This window comes from Sporosarcina sp. P17b (genome assembly GCF_002743115.1).
Classification (GTDB): domain Bacteria; phylum Bacillota; class Bacilli; order Bacillales_A; family Planococcaceae; genus Sporosarcina; species Sporosarcina ureae_C.
Window position 1 is genome coordinate 38,640 of sequence record NZ_PDYP01000014.1, and the last position, 16,901, is coordinate 55,540.

Here is a 16,901-nt window from a genome sequence, read left to right on the forward strand (position 1 = left end):
AAAAGTAAGCCTAAGCTATACCTTTTCATTGTTAACGAGCCCGAATATCGAGCCCGGGATTGCCTAGTCGGTATACCTTTAAGCAATCCACTCCGAGGGGATGTCGCAAATAGTTGTATTGCCGGCTCGCAGCACCGCCGGCTCTCTGTGAATACAGTTTCTATCTACTTTAACCTCATCAACGTTTTATATATTAAATTTTCATGACTCCACCTGTACTAGCTGAAGTGACGAGATGGGCATATCTTGCAAGATAGCCTTTTTTGATTTTAAGTTCAAATGGTTTTAGTGCATTTCGTCGCTCTGCAAGAACTTCATCAGATACTACCAATTCAATCGTACGGTTGGTTAGATCAATTTCGATAATATCTCCATTCTCTACAAGTGCAATCGGTCCGCCAGATGCAGCTTCTGGTGATATGTGTCCAATAGAGATACCGCGGGATGCTCCTGAGAAACGACCATCGGTAATTAAAGCAACTTCCTTACCAAGCCCTTTACCCATGATTGCAGAAGTTGGGGCCAACATTTCTGGCATTCCCGGTCCACCTTTAGGGCCTTCATATCGAATGACGACTACATGGCCTGCTTTTACTGTGTCATTATCAATATTTTCTTGAGCTTCTTCTTGTGAATTAAAGACAATTGCTTCTCCTCTGAATTCCTTGATAGAAGGATCAACTGCTCCCACTTTAATAACGGAACCTTCAGGAGCGATGTTACCAAATAGAATGGACAGGCCACCTACTGGACTATGTGGATTATCTTTCGTTCGAATGACATCTGTATTTGTGATTTCATATCCAGCGACATCTTCTTCAATTGTCTTGCCAGTAATCGTCTTACGATTATTATGCATCGCTCCATCAATTTTACATAATTCATTGATAATTGCGCTGACACCACCAGCTTGTTGAACATCATCCATTGAATAATCGGATGCTGGCATGATTTTCGATAAGTACGGTACTCGTTTAGCTACATCGTTAACATCTTCAATATTGTAATCAATTTCCGCTTCGTGAGCGATAGCTAATGTATGGAGAACTGTATTTGTCGAACCTCCCATTGCCATATCAAGTGCAAATGCATCGTCGATTGTTTCTTTTGTAATAATGTCACGTGGTTTAATATCATTTTCAATACAATTCATTAAATGTTTAGCCGCATCTTTGATCAATGTATGGCGAGCATCAGATGTAGCAAGAATTGTCGCATTTCCTGGAAGAGCCATACCAAGCATTTCCATCAGAGAGTTCATAGAGTTTGCCGTGAACATTCCTGAACATGACCCACAGGAAGGACAAGCATTCTGTTCGATGTCGAGTAATGTTTCTGCTGACATCTTACCGCTCTTGTAAGCTCCTACACCTTCAAACACTGAAGTTAATGAAAGAACATCACCCGTTGCGGAAACCCCTGCTTCCATAGGTCCACCAGAAACGAATACTGAAGGGACGTTTGTTCTAACAGCTGCCATCAGCATACCGGGTGTGATTTTGTCACAGTTAGGTATATAGAAGACTCCGTCAAACCAATGTGCATTAATGACTGTTTCGGCTGAGTCAGCAATCAGCTCACGGCTTGGCAATGAGTAGCGCATACCAATGTGCCCCATTGCGATTCCGTCATCAACACCAATTGTATTGAACTCGAACGGTACCCCGCCTGCCTCCCAGATTGCTTCTTTTACTACTTCCGCGAATTTATTCAAATGCATATGTCCGGGAATAATATCTATATATGAGTTACACACTCCAATAAATGGTTTGTGCATATCTTTCGTTTTAACGCCCGCTGCGTAAAGTAAGCTACGATGTGGTGCGCGATCGATTCCTTTTTTAATCATGTCACTTCTCATTTGCAATCTCTCCTATACTAATTGAACGAATCAATTGCTAATTACATTAATTTCATTCAGTCGAATATTCTGAACAACTAGTGAATACTTTCACAGCTGCGAACTAGATTGTTGTAATCATATCTTGTATGTGTATAAAGGTCAACCGTATTTTTAAAGTTTTTCGTTAATTGTGACTAATTTAAAACGTCTGAATACGCTTACACATGCAGTATAGCGCGATATATTGCATATTGAAATACTGTAAAATATTTTTGTTTTTATTTTGCTTCTTTCATTAGATAAGAGAAATACAAATTGATTTCTATTATTTGCAAATAAAACCATGCTTGTACTTTTAATTAGAGTTGTAAATACTTATTGTAGCTTTGTTGGTTTAAATTTCTGTAATCAGTAGGGTTAGTAGAATTCCTCCTACAATCTATTTATTCTATTCGCAAAACAGCTGTTTTATCAATGATTTGAAAGAAAACATATAGTTCCACGTCAAGTTTCGCTCGACATCTTTCGACAATTACTTTTTGTTTATAACTCTATGCACATTATCCACCGCGTATCTTAGCAGTTTCTGTAAACAATTCACACATTACCCACAGCTTACCCACTCCCATTGTGGATAATTCGAACGCTTGTTCTTTCAAAGAACCTTTGGTAAAGTAATAGATAACATCTAGAGAGAAGTATGCACACTGATTAGATTCTATTCATCCAAAGGGAGGCGGTTCTACTGTGCTACATTTATCGGATCAATTGTTGCTCTATTCGTATCAGCAGGCTCAAAAGTATCAACTGAATCAGGAGTTCATCCAAATGTTAGAACGTGAGATACGGAAACGTGCCTTAGAATCGATGAAACTCAGTAGCTAATCTTTCGGATACAATAAAATGGACATGCCCATTATAATTGGGCACGTCCTTTTTTATTCTGTAAATTACTCTTCTTCTATATAAGAGGCATATTTTATGATAAAGCTTTAAGCCCGACTACACCAAACACAATCAGGAGTAGACTGACCACTCTACCTGTACTCTTCGATTCCCCGAAGAACAGCATGTTGATGAGCACCGCACCTGCTGTACCTATACCAATCCACACGGCATACGCTGTACTGACTTGTAAAAACTTAAAGGAGTTATATAAAAAGAAGAACGCGATACCGAATCCTCCGTAGTATAACAACCCATTCCCCAATGTCTTATTTTCACTGAATTTCTTCAGCCCTATCACACCGGCAAACTCACTTAGTGCTGCCAATAATACTAGAATCCAACCCATCGCCTTTCACTCCTTTCAGCGCTTTCTTTTCATCCTGTCCATCCGCTATCTTCAATCCTGCAACGCCCAATACTAGAATGAAGATGAAAAAAATCTTTCCTATACTAATATGTTCACCGAAGAACATGACATCCATTAAAGATGTACCGACTGTACCGATTCCAGCGAATACCGCATAGACGGTCCCAGTTGGCAAACCTTCGCATGCTTTCGTTAAGTAATGAAAGTCCACAAAGATAAAACCTACTATGATAATCCAGTGCCACCAGTGAGTTGCTGTGTTAAATCCAAAAATCCATACTAATTCAAAAAAGCTCGTTAAAGCAACATATAGCCATGCTTTATTCATATCATCCACTCCTACAAGTTTCTTCATTTCATCTATTTGACTGACTGTCATTCATTTTATCATAAAAGCTAACATTTGACTATGTTAACTTCTCACTCTTTGAAATTGCAGTGCATGGGACATGAAATCAAGAACTTCTTCTTTCTGACGATCTGCTTCGCTTTCATCGTGTTGGGCATAAAGAAATACTTGCTCTGCTGTCGATTCAATTAGACCGATAATGATTTTAGCCGTCCGATCAGGTTTGATCGATTGACGGACAGCCCCTTCTTTTTTTGCCGCTTCAAGCTTTTCGCTTATCCATTCATAAAATGGAGCATAGACCGACTCCCACTCCCGGATATGTTCTGTTGAAGCGAGCCCGGAATATATGACTGCTAATATCTCATAATACTCTTTATTCACTTCATAAATCGCATCTACCATCTGCTCAAATTGTTTTGGGTAGGCATCCTGATCATTTACTGTTCGTTTGACTATGTCCATCGTTTTAGCTACCATTACTTCGGCAATTGCCGGCATAAGAGATAGTTTCGATGGAAAATATAAATAAAATGTACCTTGCGCAATACCTGCACGCTTGACGATATCAGAGATCTTGGTCTTCTCAATTCCTTGTTCTTGAAATACTTCTATAGCTGAATGTATAATCGCTGTTTTTTTCCCCAATGAATTTCCCACTCTCTATCTATAGATTCTATTATTGTATCGCAATCATTCTTTTCTGACAAATGATTGTGGAATCACCGCTCCTAACTATGACGCCTGGACTTGTCATTGCAAAATAAAACAGTTTAGGGAAAATTCAAAAACATTTATTTACACCATTGACAAATGACTCATATTCATTTAATGTGAGTACACAAGAGATTGAACGTCACGAATACGTCACAATTCATACATCACATAAATTCGTCGTCACTTGTTATTCTAGCATGAAACGAATTACTTGGATTTTCAAATGAAAACGCTTACCGTATTCTAATTATTCTTATTTATGACTGATAATCATTCATAAATGACTATTCAATCACTACATCATTTTATCTGGAGGGAATTTATATGAAAACAGGATATATCTTCGATGAAAGCTACTTTTGGCATGATAACGGTAGCGGTACACTGTATTTACCATCAGGTGGTTATATGCAAACCGATGTATTCGTGGAACATCCCGAGACTAAAAGACGAGTGAATAATTTGCTTTCACGCTGTGGACTCATGAAGAAGCTGGAACAAATCGAGCCACGTCCTGCCACTAGAGATGAAATAGAATTTTTCCACTCACCTGAATATGTAACCAAAGTGAAGCATTTAAGCGACACAACTGGTGGAGATGCAGGAGACCACGCAATCGTAGGCAGAGGTTCTTATGAAATCGCCCTATTATCTACTGGTGGTGCGTTGCGGGCAGTAGATGCTGTTATGGAAGGCGAAGTAGATAACGTCTATGCAATGACTCGACCACCTGGCCATCACGCAGAACGCGATAAAGGAATCGGCTTTTGTATTTTCAATAATGTAGCGATCGCCGCAAAGTACGCACGTGAAAAGTATGGTCTCAAAAGAGTATTGGTACTCGATTGGGATGTACATCACGGAAATGGAACGGAGCAAGCATTCTATGAAGATTCAAATGTTCTCTTCTTATCTATTCATCAAGACTTAAGCTTCCCGAATAACACGGGTCAAAAAGAAGATGTTGGAATAGAAGAAGGCCGTGGATACAACGTCAACATCCCACTTCCCCCTGGAACAGGCGATGCGGGATATGTTCATGCATTCGAATCTATCATTGAACCGATTGCAGCAGAATTTCAACCTGAATTAATTATTATTTCTGCCGGCCAAGATCCAGGTATGTTCGATCCACTCGGCCGCATGATGATGACAGCTGATGGATTCGGCAAATTAACGGATATTATGTTACGTGTAGCCAATGCACATTGCGGCGGTAAAATCGTATTCTGTCATGAGGGCGGCTACAGTAATGCATATGTCCCCTTCTGTACACTGAAAATCATTGAGCGCCTAAGTCAAATTGAAACAGATGTTACCGATCCTTTTGCAGCAGGTACACAGGGCTACCCTGATAAATTATATTCCAATCAGAAAGAAGCTATTGATGAAGTGATTAATGTTCAACAAGAGTATTGGAAAACACTTCGTCCAACCGTCAATAATTAAATGAGTTAATAATCTCTCTATTTATTCTATAAATTAATGCATATTTTCTATTTCACCAACTATCAAAGGAGGCGGTTGAATGGGTACAAAGCAGAAGACGATTGAACAAGTAGGTTTCGAGTTTATTCCTGAAAGTGAAAGGAAGGGGAATCCAAAAGAGCTGTTCTTCACCTGGTTCGCTGCAAGTACTGTATCTACTACACTCGTTACGGGTGCACTCGCTGTCATTATCGGCCTAAGTTTCTGGTGGGCAGCACTCGCAATCCTTATTGGACATGCAATTGGTGCTATCATCATGGGGCTGCATTCGGCACAAGGACCAAAGCTCGGAATTCCTCAAGTATTGCAGAGCCGTGCACAATTTGGCTATTTTGGAGTCATTTTGCCCATGCTTATCATTTTAACGATGTATTTGGGTTATGGTGCAATGAATACTATATTGGTTGCACAAGGCATTGAAGAAACACTTGGTTTTAATATCAATATCACGGTAATTGTCAGTCTGATTCCCATGGTGTTGCTTGCGATTTACGGACAAAACATCATTCAAAAATCGATGAAGCTTTACACTATTGGCTATACCCTCGTTTTCATAGTCCTTTCCGGATTAGTCATCAGTCAATTGTCTATGAACTTGTTGAGTCAAGGTACATTTAACTGGACATTATTTATCTTAGCTATTTCCATTTGCGTTACATGGCAGATCACATACGGTCCTTATGTATCCGATCACTCACGTTTCATGCGTTCACAAGACGCTCGTAAAACGTTCTTCTATACAGCTGGAGGAAGCTTTCTTAGTTCTGCATGGTTGATGTTGATCGGTGCAGCCATTGCAACTATGGTCGTCAATGGGAATGTTATGGCAGAAATCAAGGACATGGGCGTGATGGGTTATGTAATTGTTATCTTACTTTCATTAGGAGTATTGGTCATCAATTCCTTGAACATCTATGGAGCAGGTATAATCGTGTTATCTATCGCCAGTAACTTTTGGACATTTCGGACTTCCGGACGTTTACGCGTCATAGTATCTGCGGTTATCGGAACGATCGTTATTTTTGCCGCAACTGCAGGTGCAGAGGATTTCATGTCCTACTTCCAAATCTATCTTGGCTTTGTACTATTCTTTATCATCCCGTGGAGCGTTATTAATTTAACGGACTTCTACGTATTGAAAAGACGGTTCCATCGTGAAGAGTATATGAAGAAAGACGGAGTGTTTGGGAAACTGAATTATAAAACGATGGGTATCTATTTATTCACCATCCTTTGCCAAGTCCCTTTCATTAATACTGAAATATATCAAGGTCCCCTTTCCAAGGCACTGGGTGGTCTAGACATCGCATGGATCGTTGGAATTGTCATTGCATTCATATTCTATACGACTGCAACAAAAATCACGGATTCCGTTGCTGTTAGACAAAATTCGGATATTCAAATAATTAATCCAGCAGAATAAAAAAGTAACCATCTGTACAGCGCCAGATGATTACTCATGAATATGCGCCCTATCAGAACGCATTAGCTAGTTTAACACATTGCAGAGATTTTTCTTTGCAATGTGTTTATTTCTATCAATATTTAACAGGACTATCGACATTTGTGGATTTTTGAAATGTAAAATACCGCCCTTCAGATAGGACGGTATTCATATATTCATTATTTAACTTCTTTCGTTTCCTGCACAAAGGTTTCTCCGCTTTTACGAGCTTGGATATCAATGCTATGTTCTGGATACTCTTTTTCAAGGCGTTCGTTGTATTTTTTGACAACCTTTTCTGCATCTTCTTTTTTCATGTCGTCAGCTACTTCAAAGTCCAACAAGACAAAGCCACCTGCATCTTCTGTAATAATCAAACTTACTTCAGATACGCCCTCTTCTTTGGCGAATTCCTCTTTTAACTCATCATTACTAGCTGTTGTATCAGATTTATCTACTGGTTCTTTAACAACATCTTTAGCTGGTTCGGTTTGTTCTTTATCCACATTTGTTTCTTTTTCAGTATCCGCATTACAAGCTCCTAATAGTAGAAGTGATAGACTCAGCGGCGCTAACATCTGTCTTTTTTTCATGATAAACCGACCCTTTCTTCTATTAACTATAATGTGTATCCTATCATATTTGTAAAACGTTGACAAAGAATTCGATAATAGGGTTGTATCTTATAGTCACTTGTATTGCGAAAAGACTAGATGGGAATATGAGTCTTTTTTCTTCATTTCTATATCCTTTAACCGATATAGAATTGATGCGATAAATCTTGGAGGTGGGACAAATAGTGAATAAGAGATGGTTTGCTATTTATACATGGAGCATTGCGATAATCATCGGATGCCTCTTTGGTTCAGCAAACTCAACAGAAGCAAGTGAACGAATTACCGGCACATTTGTCAAGGCGAACTATGAGGAAGTACTAGTAGATAAAGATACTACAAAGAAAGAATTACGCAGCGTCACGATCAAAAACGATGCAGGACGCACAGCAACGTATACCGTCGATAAGTACACGCGCTTATCTGTCGATACGATAGCAGTTAAAATCGACGCCTTTAAGTTAGGTATGAAAGTAGAAGCCGATATACAAAACCTCTACTTTAAAACTCTACATGCTAAAACGGATACTCCAGGAGCTGTTATTGAACCAAACGCTAAAGCTTATAGCGGTATGGTCACCTATATGGACCGAGATCGAAAAGGCTTGACGATTACACTGGATGATGGACGCGTGAAAAATGTTTATATTAATTCAGAAACGCAGTTCTTTAAGAAAGGCAAACTAACTACTAGCAGCTCTTTATATGAAGGAGATCGCGTAAATATAAAGTTCTCGGTCTATAATTCGAACTATATTACGCTTTTGGATATTTTAGAGCCTGGTGTTCAAGTGGCAGGCTTATATAAAGGAACTCTTCACCAAATTGATCCAATCAATCGAAAAATTATTGTTCGTGACGAAACAAAATTCCAGAATTGGCACTGGTATGAAAACAATCCTAAAAGTACTACCAGCTATTATTATTCAACAAAAACACCTATTTATTTTGAAAACAAACCCGTTCCCCATAATCAGTTGCGGAAGTATGCAAACTTGAAAGTCTATTTAGCTACAGTAAATAAAAATGGCAAAGAGCAAGTAGAACGTATCATTATACAAAAGAACGCAGAACGAACTTTTTACGAACCGTTACAAAGCTTTAATGGGAAAACAAAAGAAATCAGACTGATGGACTCACAGCGCTTCCGCTATCATGACGGTTCTATTTTGATCCGTAACGGTCGCCTTGTCTCACCCGAATCATTAGGTGCTTACGGGACAGCTTTTGTAGCTGCGTCCGGTCCGATAAAAACGCAGTACGCAAACATCATACATATTAGTAATGATGGATTAAACAGCCCCAATCTATCCGATCACTCTATCTATTTCGGTAAGATTTCTGGAGTTCTCGGTTATAAGTTGCGCTTATCAGATGCATCCGAACTAAAGAACAACGTTTGGTCTTCTATGAAGGAAAAAGATCTTAATTTCAATAATGAAACGTATGCGGTGGAAGAACATAAGGGAGAATTTACTACCCTTATTCCACAAATGGATCTACGATTCTACATGAACCGATACGCATACTTCTATATTTCTGACGATAATCAAGTGACTGCTATTCAATTAACAGATGGCAGTAAGATCCCAGCCAACATTACACTAGCTGGACGTTTATCTAAATTAGATCCTGCGCCGTATGGTAAGGTCACTCCTACAAAAATCAGTGTGCGTAATGTAAGCAGATGGATGAAAGGTGCATGGGCTGATCAAGCAGAAGTTAAAGAAATGAATATTCAACAAGCTACTTTCATTAAAGACGGTGTCGTAATTCAACCTAGTGATTTAGAAATTAACGACAGACTATTTATTATTGCTGAAAGTGTTGTCAAAGGAAAAATCATTCTAGTAGATTAAAATCAGGCAGTGAGGGAATTCTCTTACTGCCTAAAAGAAGGTGTTGTATACATGAAATTCTTTACAAAAATAAGTACTAGTATTCTATTCCTCTCTGTTCTACTAGTCGTTTCACTGAATGCTACTGCTGCATCAGCAAGTCCAATTGACGTAAACGGTGGTGTCATGAACGAATATGAGTATAGCGAAGTGTTTTTCCTGACAGGTGAACCCGTTACGTTTACCGGGAAAGCTGTTGTGACGGAAAAAGCGAATAAAAATACACTTACTCGCACGTATCGTTTTACATTGTCTGGTGATAAAGAAAATGCTACGTATCGAGATGCAAAACTTACAAGAAGCGTGAACTATGTAGCCAATGTTAATGAACACGAAGGTAAAGGGCAAACCACTTCACAGTTTGAAGTAAAAGGCTATTCTGAAAAAGTAACTTTTGGCAAAAACACCTATACTCTTGCTGATTATCAATATTCAGAAGGAATGGTTGCTGATAACCTACCCGCTTCCACTTTTTATTCAGGTAATATGGTTGGTCGAAAAATCTATAAATATGTTGACGGTACAACCAAAAATGAAGACATCATTACTGTTCATTTAAATGGGCGTAATATGGGCTATAAGAACTTTTGGGGTGCTACTGAGACACAATTGATGGACTCGGAAATCATCACACCTAATGGTTCTGCTTTTGTTACAAGTAAATCGTCTGACAGCAAATCACGAGTCATGGTATATGAACCGTTCGATCCTTCCATATCGAGCTTCACAGGTGGACACTCCGTCATCAGTTCATCCGATATGGTAAGTGAGTATACGTACAATATTCCATTTGGCATTGGTAAAGGTAAGATGGAATTACAGAAGAAAAACTTGCCATTAGTTGAACGCCTGATTGTACCAAAGTTTCGTGACCTCGATCGACATCAGGCAAAAGATTCGATTGAAAAACTGTATTCACTCGGTATTTTTGATGAGAACTCTCAATTCTTCTCTCCAAACACACCTATGCAGCGTTATCAATACACTACTGGTATTTTAAAAGCAGTCGATCTTCGTGTTTTGGAAGAGCCGAAAAAAAGTAAAGTTCCGCGCGTTCCTATATTTAAAGATTTGTCCACAAAAGATCAAGACTATATGTATATCGAAAGTGCAGTGGAGCAAGGAATCATCACTGGCGTTACACCGGATTTATTCCAACCTGACAGTCCTATCACACGTGTACAAGCTATTGCTATTCTCGTCCGTGCCCTTGGGATGGAAGGTCGAGCTCCAAGTCCAGGATTCAAAACACATTATGTCGACGACTATAAGATTTCTGCGTGGGCAAAAGACAGTGTCTATGTAGCAACTGAACTTGGATTGGTAAAAGGTAATGAACAAAACTATTTCAATCCAAAGCAACCTCTAACTAGAGCGCAAGCAGCATTGCTAACTTCTCGTTTCCTTGATTTTTTGGAGAATGATTTGAAACAAAATTATCGAGACGATATCTTTTTCCAATAAGAAAGGAGGACCACTCTATTGAAAGCACGCAATCCGTATATATGGGGTCTACTGCTCGTTCTATTTGCCCTTTTACCGCAACAAGCATCTGCAAAGACTTCTTTTACAGATGTAAATGATCGCTACTGGGCTAAGGATGCTATTGAATGGGCATCAGAAATCGGTTTAACATCCGGTTATCCAAATGGGACGTTCAAGCCGGAACAAGCTATTACAGAAGCACAACTCGTAACGATGCTCGTACGCTTTGACCTCAACTCCCCCAATTCGTTCCTTTCAAGAAAAGGTGAACATAAATCGATGGGGAATTATCGTTACTTGGCTAAACACCACTTGCCCTTACGTGGATTAAACAGTGGTACTGCTAGAAACTCCGCTTTACAACGAGCGTATGCGGCGAAGATATTCGCTGCGTATCAAGGTAAAGACTTGTTTGCACAAGAAGCAGTGTATTATCTTTACACACATGATCTAGCCAATGGATTAACAGGTAAGAATGGTTACCAAGACTTTGCACCAAAGAGAAATCTAACACGTGCTGAGGCCGTCGATATCATGCACAACATGTTCAAAGATCAAGGGCGGCATATGCAAGGTCTCACATCTAAAGCAAACGGTAAAGACAATGCACAATATGCAAAACCTCTAAAGTTCGTGGAGGAAGATGAAATAGAATTCGAGCGTCCTAATCAACCTTCCCTTCCAGGCAATCCTACGGGGAAACCACAAGGAACCGTAACAGTTGATATAGATAAACCAACTTTGACTGCGAATGGCATAGATGAAACGTTCATTACGTTTACATTCCGTGATTGTAACGGCGAACTGATTCCTTATGAACAAGAACTTGAATTCGAAGTAACTTCCAAAGAAGGTGCAAGGATTGAAGTGCATGCACCTATTCAACAGTCAGATAAGCCAATAATTCCGCCAACACCTGACCCTGTGCCTAAACCGGAACTTAAGCCACAGGATCCAGAAGATCCCGACCGTGAATTTGCAGAAGCCCAAACTGTAGTGGCATCGGCTTCTGCTGTAGTCGCTGCTGCGAACTCTTGGTATCCACATGCAATTTCAGACGGTCCTGAAGTAACGATAAAAGTAATCGCCCCCCGTACAACTTCTGAAAAAGTGGATACGATTACTGTTACGCCTGTAAGTAAAGTAGGAACTTGCCCACTTTCTACAGCTTCAGAAAACATTACGTATGTACCTAGAGCAGAAATTCAGTTGAAAGTTGAAGAGGGAAAGAGTTTCAATAATGGGATTACCTATATTACTGCCACACTTGCACGACCAGGCGGAGCACGCATTACAGACTTTAATGGTTATTTAAAGTTGGATTCCCTCTACAGCTTGCCTTTTGAGAATTCTTTCATAAGGTTCAGTAATGGAGTTGCGAATACATCCTTCATAACACCGACCACTCTAATGCGGAATGAAATTTTTGCGACAGCGATAGCAAATACTTCAGTTACCGATAGTGCGATGCTGTCGATATTAGGAAAGAGCTTTAGTGAACCTGTTTCTTATGCACCTCCGTTAACTACAGATATGACGTGTACGAATGAAAAACCTGAAATCGGTTTTCTAATAGATTCCTCAGGTAGTATGAAACTGAATGATCCTGATCGTTTGCGTGTTTCCAAAACAGAGGAATTCATTACAGCTTTACAAGCAGACATGAATATCGCTACACACTTCACCACTAGCGGTATGTTTTTAGCCAAAGGTGCACCAAAACCTGTTATTGACTCTTTGGCACCTGGAGTAAAACAAAGTGGCGGTACAAGTATTGCAAATGGTTTAAAAGTCGCTTTCAGTAAATTCACACTGTCCCAGCCAAAAACGCTTATTCTTTTAACTGATGGCAAATCATCTAAAATACCGATATTGAAAGAAGTGGAAAGAGCGAAAGAACTCGGCATCAAAATTTACACAATTGGCCTAGGAAAAAACTTAGACACCGAGCTATTGGAGCAAATAGCTCGTGACACAGGTGGTCAATACTTCTTCATAAAAGATAGTATCGAACTACCTCTTGTCTATCAGTCCATCTTACAAGAAATTAATTGTGGGACACCAATCGAAACATGTTCACTCAGCGCGTCCATTTTCCAATCTCCATCAGTCAAACTGACAGCCAGTGACATCCGTATGTCAACGGAACTATTGACTGCATGCGGCCCAATCAACAAAGTAATCGTTCGATTCTCTTCAAAAGACGGAAACTTAGATTATGAACTTACACATAGAAGACAAGGGATTTATATGCTGAATAAAAAACAGTATGAAATAGAGGACTTCCAATTAAGTTCAGATGCAACGTTTATAGCATATGATAGCTATGGGAAAGAGATTGGACAGCAGAAAGTACGTATAGAATAATACAAAAATCGATCAAGAGAATCTAACTCTTGATCGATTTTTTTAATGTAAAGCATATTACTATTCTGCACTTCAATACATTCTCGAAGTCTGCTATGTTTTTGAAGAACGCCAAACGGGTATGTAATGTATAGCAACTATAAAGAAGGAGGCTATACAATGGATGAACTAATTAGCAAAACATTTGTTGGTGTATATTATAACGATGCTGACCTTCTAGACAAGATCAAGGAACTTAAAGAAACAGGTTATCTAGATGATAACATTTATGTTATCGCTAAAAATGAAAACGATGTATCCATGCTGCGCAGTAGAACAGGCGCGGATGTGTACTCCGCATACGACACGTGGACTGACCGCTTTATGGACTTCCTAACCGGTGAAAATCATATTAAACAAATGATGTACGGTATAGGTATGGATACGATTCAAGTAGACCGCTACTACGAAGAAGTTCAGCATGGCGGCATGATGCTGTATGTGGATGAAGGCTGGGCATTCAGCGTATATTCAAAAAATGAGCTTTTTAATACAGACGGAATACCCCCTAGTGCGACTAAACCTGTTAACAATCATAATAGAACAGCAGATCCATTTATTGAAAACATTAATTCTGAACCTTCTTACGGAGGGTATGAGCCTTTGCAAAATGCCGCTCATCCAGAGGTCCAGTCTGTAAACAATCAAGACCCTATTATTCAGACGAATGATCTTACTTCAGAAGTGGACGATGCAGTACGTGTCGAACAAATTACAGAAAAAGATCCTTCTGAATTTCCTAGAGACTAATTATATTCAAGACAAGCCTCCTTTAAATATAAGGGGGCTATTTGCTTTGTTACAAATCCTTTACAAAACTTCATTTCTGTAATGCCTTCTTAATATGAACGTAATGTTTCACTCTTCAACTGTCGTGTAAGATATTACTTGCAGCTAGAAAGCGACAAACATTATTCTGGAGGAGAGTCATTCATGAAAAAGCTTTTGTGTTCAATTTTGATGGCGTCAGTCATGATTATGGGGTTTACAGGCGGAACAGCCGATGCCGCTAGTAAAGCAACAGCAAAGAGCGGTACATACATAACGTTACATAATTCAAACGTCCGTGCAGATGCAGGAACAAAACATAGAAGAGTATTCACTTTACGAAAAGGTACTCGCGTTCAACTTACACATCAAAAATATGTCGGTAAGCAATTATGGTACAAGGTGAAAATTAACGGTAAAAAAGGATATGTGTCTAGTTCACTGTTGAAAAGATCTACAGGTAAAGCAGTAGCAGCAGCTTCCCCTACTAAGGGCGGAGGTTCTGGTGTGGTAAAAACTGCAATGAATTTACGTGGAATTCCATACCGTTTCGGCGGCACTTCAACTAGAGGATTCGACTGCAGTGGATTCATTCAGTATTCATTTAAGAAAAATGGTAAGTCTATTTCTAGAACGACAACTGGGCAATTCAAACAATCTTCAAAAATCAAATCACCAAGACCTGGAGATCTAGTATTCTTCCATAACACATACCGCAAAGGCATTTCGCATGTAGGTATTTATGTTGGTAACAATAAATTTGTTCATGCTGGCGGGAAGAAATCCGAAGTTGTCAACTTGAACAATCCATACTGGAAATCTAAATTCAATAGTTTCAGAAGAATATAATAAGCAAAACGACCCGATGAGAATTCATCAGGTCGTTTTTTTATTCGATAGAGTGGATTTTGCCACGCTCATCTTTATAAATCACATGATGACGTTCGAATTTAGTAGGTGAATCTAGACCAGCAGCCGCGGCTACACGAAATAATCCTTCTCTCATTGTTAAAATGTAGTTCGTCACACGGAACTTCTTCTCTTCGACAACAAGAGCGCGCTGTAAACTTTTGTCTGTCGTCGCAACACCAGCTGGGCATGTATTCGTATGACATCGTTCCGCCATGATACAGCCTACTGAAATCATGAAACCACGTGCTACTTGTATTAAGTCTGCCCCTAAAGCCAATGCGATGGCCGCTTTATCAGGTGTGATGATTTTACCTGAAGCAATAATTTTTACATGATCACGCACTTCAAACTTACGCAATGCATCATCAAGTAGAATGAGAGACGAACGAAGTGGTAAGCCCACACTGTCTGCTAAATCTTGATAAGTTGCTCCTGATCCACCTTCCGCTCCATCAAGTGAGATAAAATCAGGACCCATACCGGTTTCAGCTATATATGATGCTAATTCTTCTGCATCCTGCTTACCACCAATGACTACTTTAATACCAACAGGCTTACCACCCGCATGACGGATATCCTCAATGAAAGAAAATAACGTCGGATAGTCGTGAAACTGTTTAAAGCGGTTCGGACTATTAATAGAAGTAAACGGTTTCACACCACGAATAGCCGCAATCTCTTCCGTCACCTTCTCCCCTTCAACATGTCCTCCGCGCATTTTCGCTCCTTGCGCCAACTTGATTTCGAATGCTTTAATTTGTGGTATTCTTGCTTTTTCTTTCACCTTTTCAATATCGAACTGGCCATCTTCTGTTCGGAATCCGAATAAACCTGAACCAATTTGTGCAACGATATCCGCTCCACCAACTAAGTGATGATCGGATACGCCCCCCTCCCCTGTATTCATCCAAGCACCTTTAGCCATCCCGATCCCTTTTGAAAGTGCAGTAATAGCATGATCGCCAAGTGCTCCATAACTCATGGCAGACTGCCCAAGCAAGCTACGCACAACAAATGGATTCTCACAATTCGGTCCTAGTACAATCGCGTCTTCTTCAGGTAATAGCCAAGGTAATGTTGTTACTTCTTCGCGATGTTCTTTACGCGAGAATAAATTATCCGTGTCGACTTCATAGCGCATCGTACTCAATAGATTATCATTATCCACACGCATTTCTTCATTTTGCTTCGTAAACATCGCATTGCGAATATAATGACCCGGTTCCTGAAAATCCCGTTTAGAACCGAAACCGATGACACTGTTTAAATATTTGCCAGGCATCACCATATGTAAATACTCTTCACGGCTGAACGGTTTGCCGCTGTTATCGTCATTGAATAAATACTGTCTAACCTCAGGACCCGCCTTCTCAAACATGTAGCGCACTCTACCTAAAATCGGATAGTTACGTAAAATCGCATGTTGCTTTTGACTACGGTCAAAAAAGTATAGAAATATGCCAATGCTAATCGGTATCGCTAATATGATGAGCACTACTAGCGAAGTTGTAAAATTAATACCTTCTAACCAACTCATGGCCTCACTCCTCCCTAATTATCTGTACTTTACTTGTACCCTTGATAAGTGGCTGACTAAACGTAGAAAAGCCCTAATCCTTGAATAACTCCAAGGATTAGGGCTTGATGTTGCATGATTGCTAG

At 39.6% G+C, this 16,901-nt stretch carries 14 protein-coding genes and 1 other annotated feature (1 of these 15 only partly in view); of the genes, 8 read left to right on the forward strand and 6 right to left on the reverse strand.

Translation table 11 applies throughout. The annotated features are described in order from the left end of the window. Positions 1-191, reverse strand: a binding site (T-box leader); it reaches 60 nt to the left of the window's first position. A gap of 2 nt (positions 192-193) precedes the next feature. Next, positions 194-1,861: a dihydroxy-acid dehydratase gene (ilvD, locus tag CSV76_RS13690; protein ID WP_085428329.1), complete on the reverse strand. Its 1,668-nt coding sequence runs from the start codon at positions 1,859-1,861 to the stop codon at positions 194-196. A 729-nt stretch (positions 1,862-2,590) separates the two neighbouring features. Here ilvD and sda point away from each other — a divergent pair. Then, positions 2,591-2,728, forward strand: coding sequence for a sporulation histidine kinase inhibitor Sda (gene sda, locus CSV76_RS13695; RefSeq protein ID WP_099625931.1), 138 nt, complete (start codon positions 2,591-2,593; stop codon positions 2,726-2,728). A gap of 94 nt (positions 2,729-2,822) precedes the next feature. Here sda and CSV76_RS13700 read toward each other — a convergent pair whose 3' ends face one another. The 3 genes from CSV76_RS13700 to CSV76_RS13710 form a co-directional block, all read right to left on the reverse strand. Then, entirely contained in the window at positions 2,823-3,137 is a 315-nt protein-coding gene (locus tag CSV76_RS13700) for a DMT family transporter (protein WP_085428327.1), read from the reverse strand. Beyond that, positions 3,100-3,486, reverse strand: coding sequence for a DMT family transporter (locus tag CSV76_RS13705; RefSeq protein ID WP_085428326.1), 387 nt, complete (start codon positions 3,484-3,486; stop codon positions 3,100-3,102). Before CSV76_RS13705 ends, CSV76_RS13700 begins: the two co-directional genes overlap by 38 nt. A gap of 84 nt (positions 3,487-3,570) precedes the next feature. Then, positions 3,571-4,155, reverse strand: a complete 585-nt coding sequence (locus tag CSV76_RS13710) for a TetR/AcrR family transcriptional regulator (protein WP_085428325.1) — start codon at positions 4,153-4,155, stop codon at positions 3,571-3,573. A gap of 393 nt (positions 4,156-4,548) precedes the next feature. On the opposite strand from CSV76_RS13710, the gene CSV76_RS13715 reads away from it, so the two are divergent. Beyond that, complete coding sequence (locus tag CSV76_RS13715; protein ID WP_085428324.1) at positions 4,549-5,673, forward strand: class II histone deacetylase; 1,125 nt, start codon at positions 4,549-4,551, stop codon at positions 5,671-5,673. Positions 5,674-5,752: 79 nt separating this feature from the next. Continuing rightward, positions 5,753-7,135, forward strand: a complete 1,383-nt coding sequence (locus CSV76_RS13720) for a purine-cytosine permease family protein (protein WP_099625932.1) — start codon at positions 5,753-5,755, stop codon at positions 7,133-7,135. 200 nt (positions 7,136-7,335) lie between these two features. Here the strand turns inward: CSV76_RS13720 and CSV76_RS13725 are convergent, their stop codons facing one another. Then, positions 7,336-7,749 carry a cation transporter dimerization domain-containing protein gene (locus tag CSV76_RS13725; RefSeq protein WP_085428322.1) on the reverse strand — a complete coding sequence of 138 codons (414 nt, stop codon included), beginning with the start codon at positions 7,747-7,749 and terminating at the stop codon, positions 7,336-7,338. Between the two features lie 206 nt (positions 7,750-7,955). On the opposite strand from CSV76_RS13725, the gene CSV76_RS13730 reads away from it, so the two are divergent. The 5 genes from CSV76_RS13730 to CSV76_RS13750 all read left to right on the forward strand — a co-directional run bounded on the left by CSV76_RS13730 (position 7,956) and on the right by CSV76_RS13750 (position 15,176). After that, positions 7,956-9,629, forward strand: a complete 1,674-nt coding sequence (locus CSV76_RS13730; RefSeq protein ID WP_099625933.1) for a hypothetical protein — start codon at positions 7,956-7,958, stop codon at positions 9,627-9,629. Between the two features lie 51 nt (positions 9,630-9,680). Beyond that, positions 9,681-11,132: an S-layer homology domain-containing protein gene (locus CSV76_RS13735; protein WP_099625934.1), complete on the forward strand. Its 1,452-nt coding sequence runs from the start codon at positions 9,681-9,683 to the stop codon at positions 11,130-11,132. An 18-nt stretch (positions 11,133-11,150) separates the two neighbouring features. Next, positions 11,151-13,520, forward strand: a complete 2,370-nt coding sequence (locus CSV76_RS13740; protein ID WP_099625935.1) for an S-layer homology domain-containing protein — start codon at positions 11,151-11,153, stop codon at positions 13,518-13,520. A gap of 159 nt (positions 13,521-13,679) precedes the next feature. Beyond that, on the forward strand, positions 13,680-14,309 hold the full coding sequence (locus CSV76_RS13745) for a YflT domain-containing protein (RefSeq protein WP_158232638.1): 630 nt from the start codon (positions 13,680-13,682) through the stop codon (positions 14,307-14,309). A 183-nt stretch (positions 14,310-14,492) separates the two neighbouring features. Next, entirely contained in the window at positions 14,493-15,176 is a 684-nt protein-coding gene (locus CSV76_RS13750) for a C40 family peptidase (RefSeq protein WP_099625936.1), read from the forward strand. A gap of 40 nt (positions 15,177-15,216) precedes the next feature. Here CSV76_RS13750 and CSV76_RS13755 read toward each other — a convergent pair whose 3' ends face one another. After that, positions 15,217-16,776: an FMN-binding glutamate synthase family protein gene (locus CSV76_RS13755; protein WP_099625937.1), complete on the reverse strand. Its 1,560-nt coding sequence runs from the start codon at positions 16,774-16,776 to the stop codon at positions 15,217-15,219. Positions 16,777-16,901: the final 125 nt, after the last annotated feature.

Bases quoted from the DNA above. Each gene is read 5' to 3' on its own strand.
- ilvD (WP_085428329.1), bottom strand. From the start codon at position 1,861: ATGAGAAGTGACATGATTAAAAAAGGAATCGATCGCGCACCACATCGT.
- CSV76_RS13700 (WP_085428327.1), bottom strand. From the start codon at position 3,137: ATGGGTTGGATTCTAGTATTATTGGCAGCACTAAGTGAGTTTGCCGGT.
- CSV76_RS13705 (WP_085428326.1), bottom strand. From the start codon at position 3,486: ATGAATAAAGCATGGCTATATGTTGCTTTAACGAGCTTTTTTGAATTA.
- CSV76_RS13715 (WP_085428324.1), top strand. From the start codon at position 4,549: ATGAAAACAGGATATATCTTCGATGAAAGCTACTTTTGGCATGATAAC.
- CSV76_RS13720 (WP_099625932.1), top strand. From the start codon at position 5,753: ATGGGTACAAAGCAGAAGACGATTGAACAAGTAGGTTTCGAGTTTATT.
- CSV76_RS13725 (WP_085428322.1), bottom strand. From the start codon at position 7,749: ATGAAAAAAAGACAGATGTTAGCGCCGCTGAGTCTATCACTTCTACTA.
- CSV76_RS13735 (WP_099625934.1), top strand. From the start codon at position 9,681: ATGAAATTCTTTACAAAAATAAGTACTAGTATTCTATTCCTCTCTGTT.
- CSV76_RS13745 (WP_158232638.1), top strand. From the start codon at position 13,680: ATGGATGAACTAATTAGCAAAACATTTGTTGGTGTATATTATAACGAT.
- CSV76_RS13750 (WP_099625936.1), top strand. From the start codon at position 14,493: ATGAAAAAGCTTTTGTGTTCAATTTTGATGGCGTCAGTCATGATTATG.
- CSV76_RS13755 (WP_099625937.1), bottom strand. From the start codon at position 16,776: ATGAGTTGGTTAGAAGGTATTAATTTTACAACTTCGCTAGTAGTGCTC.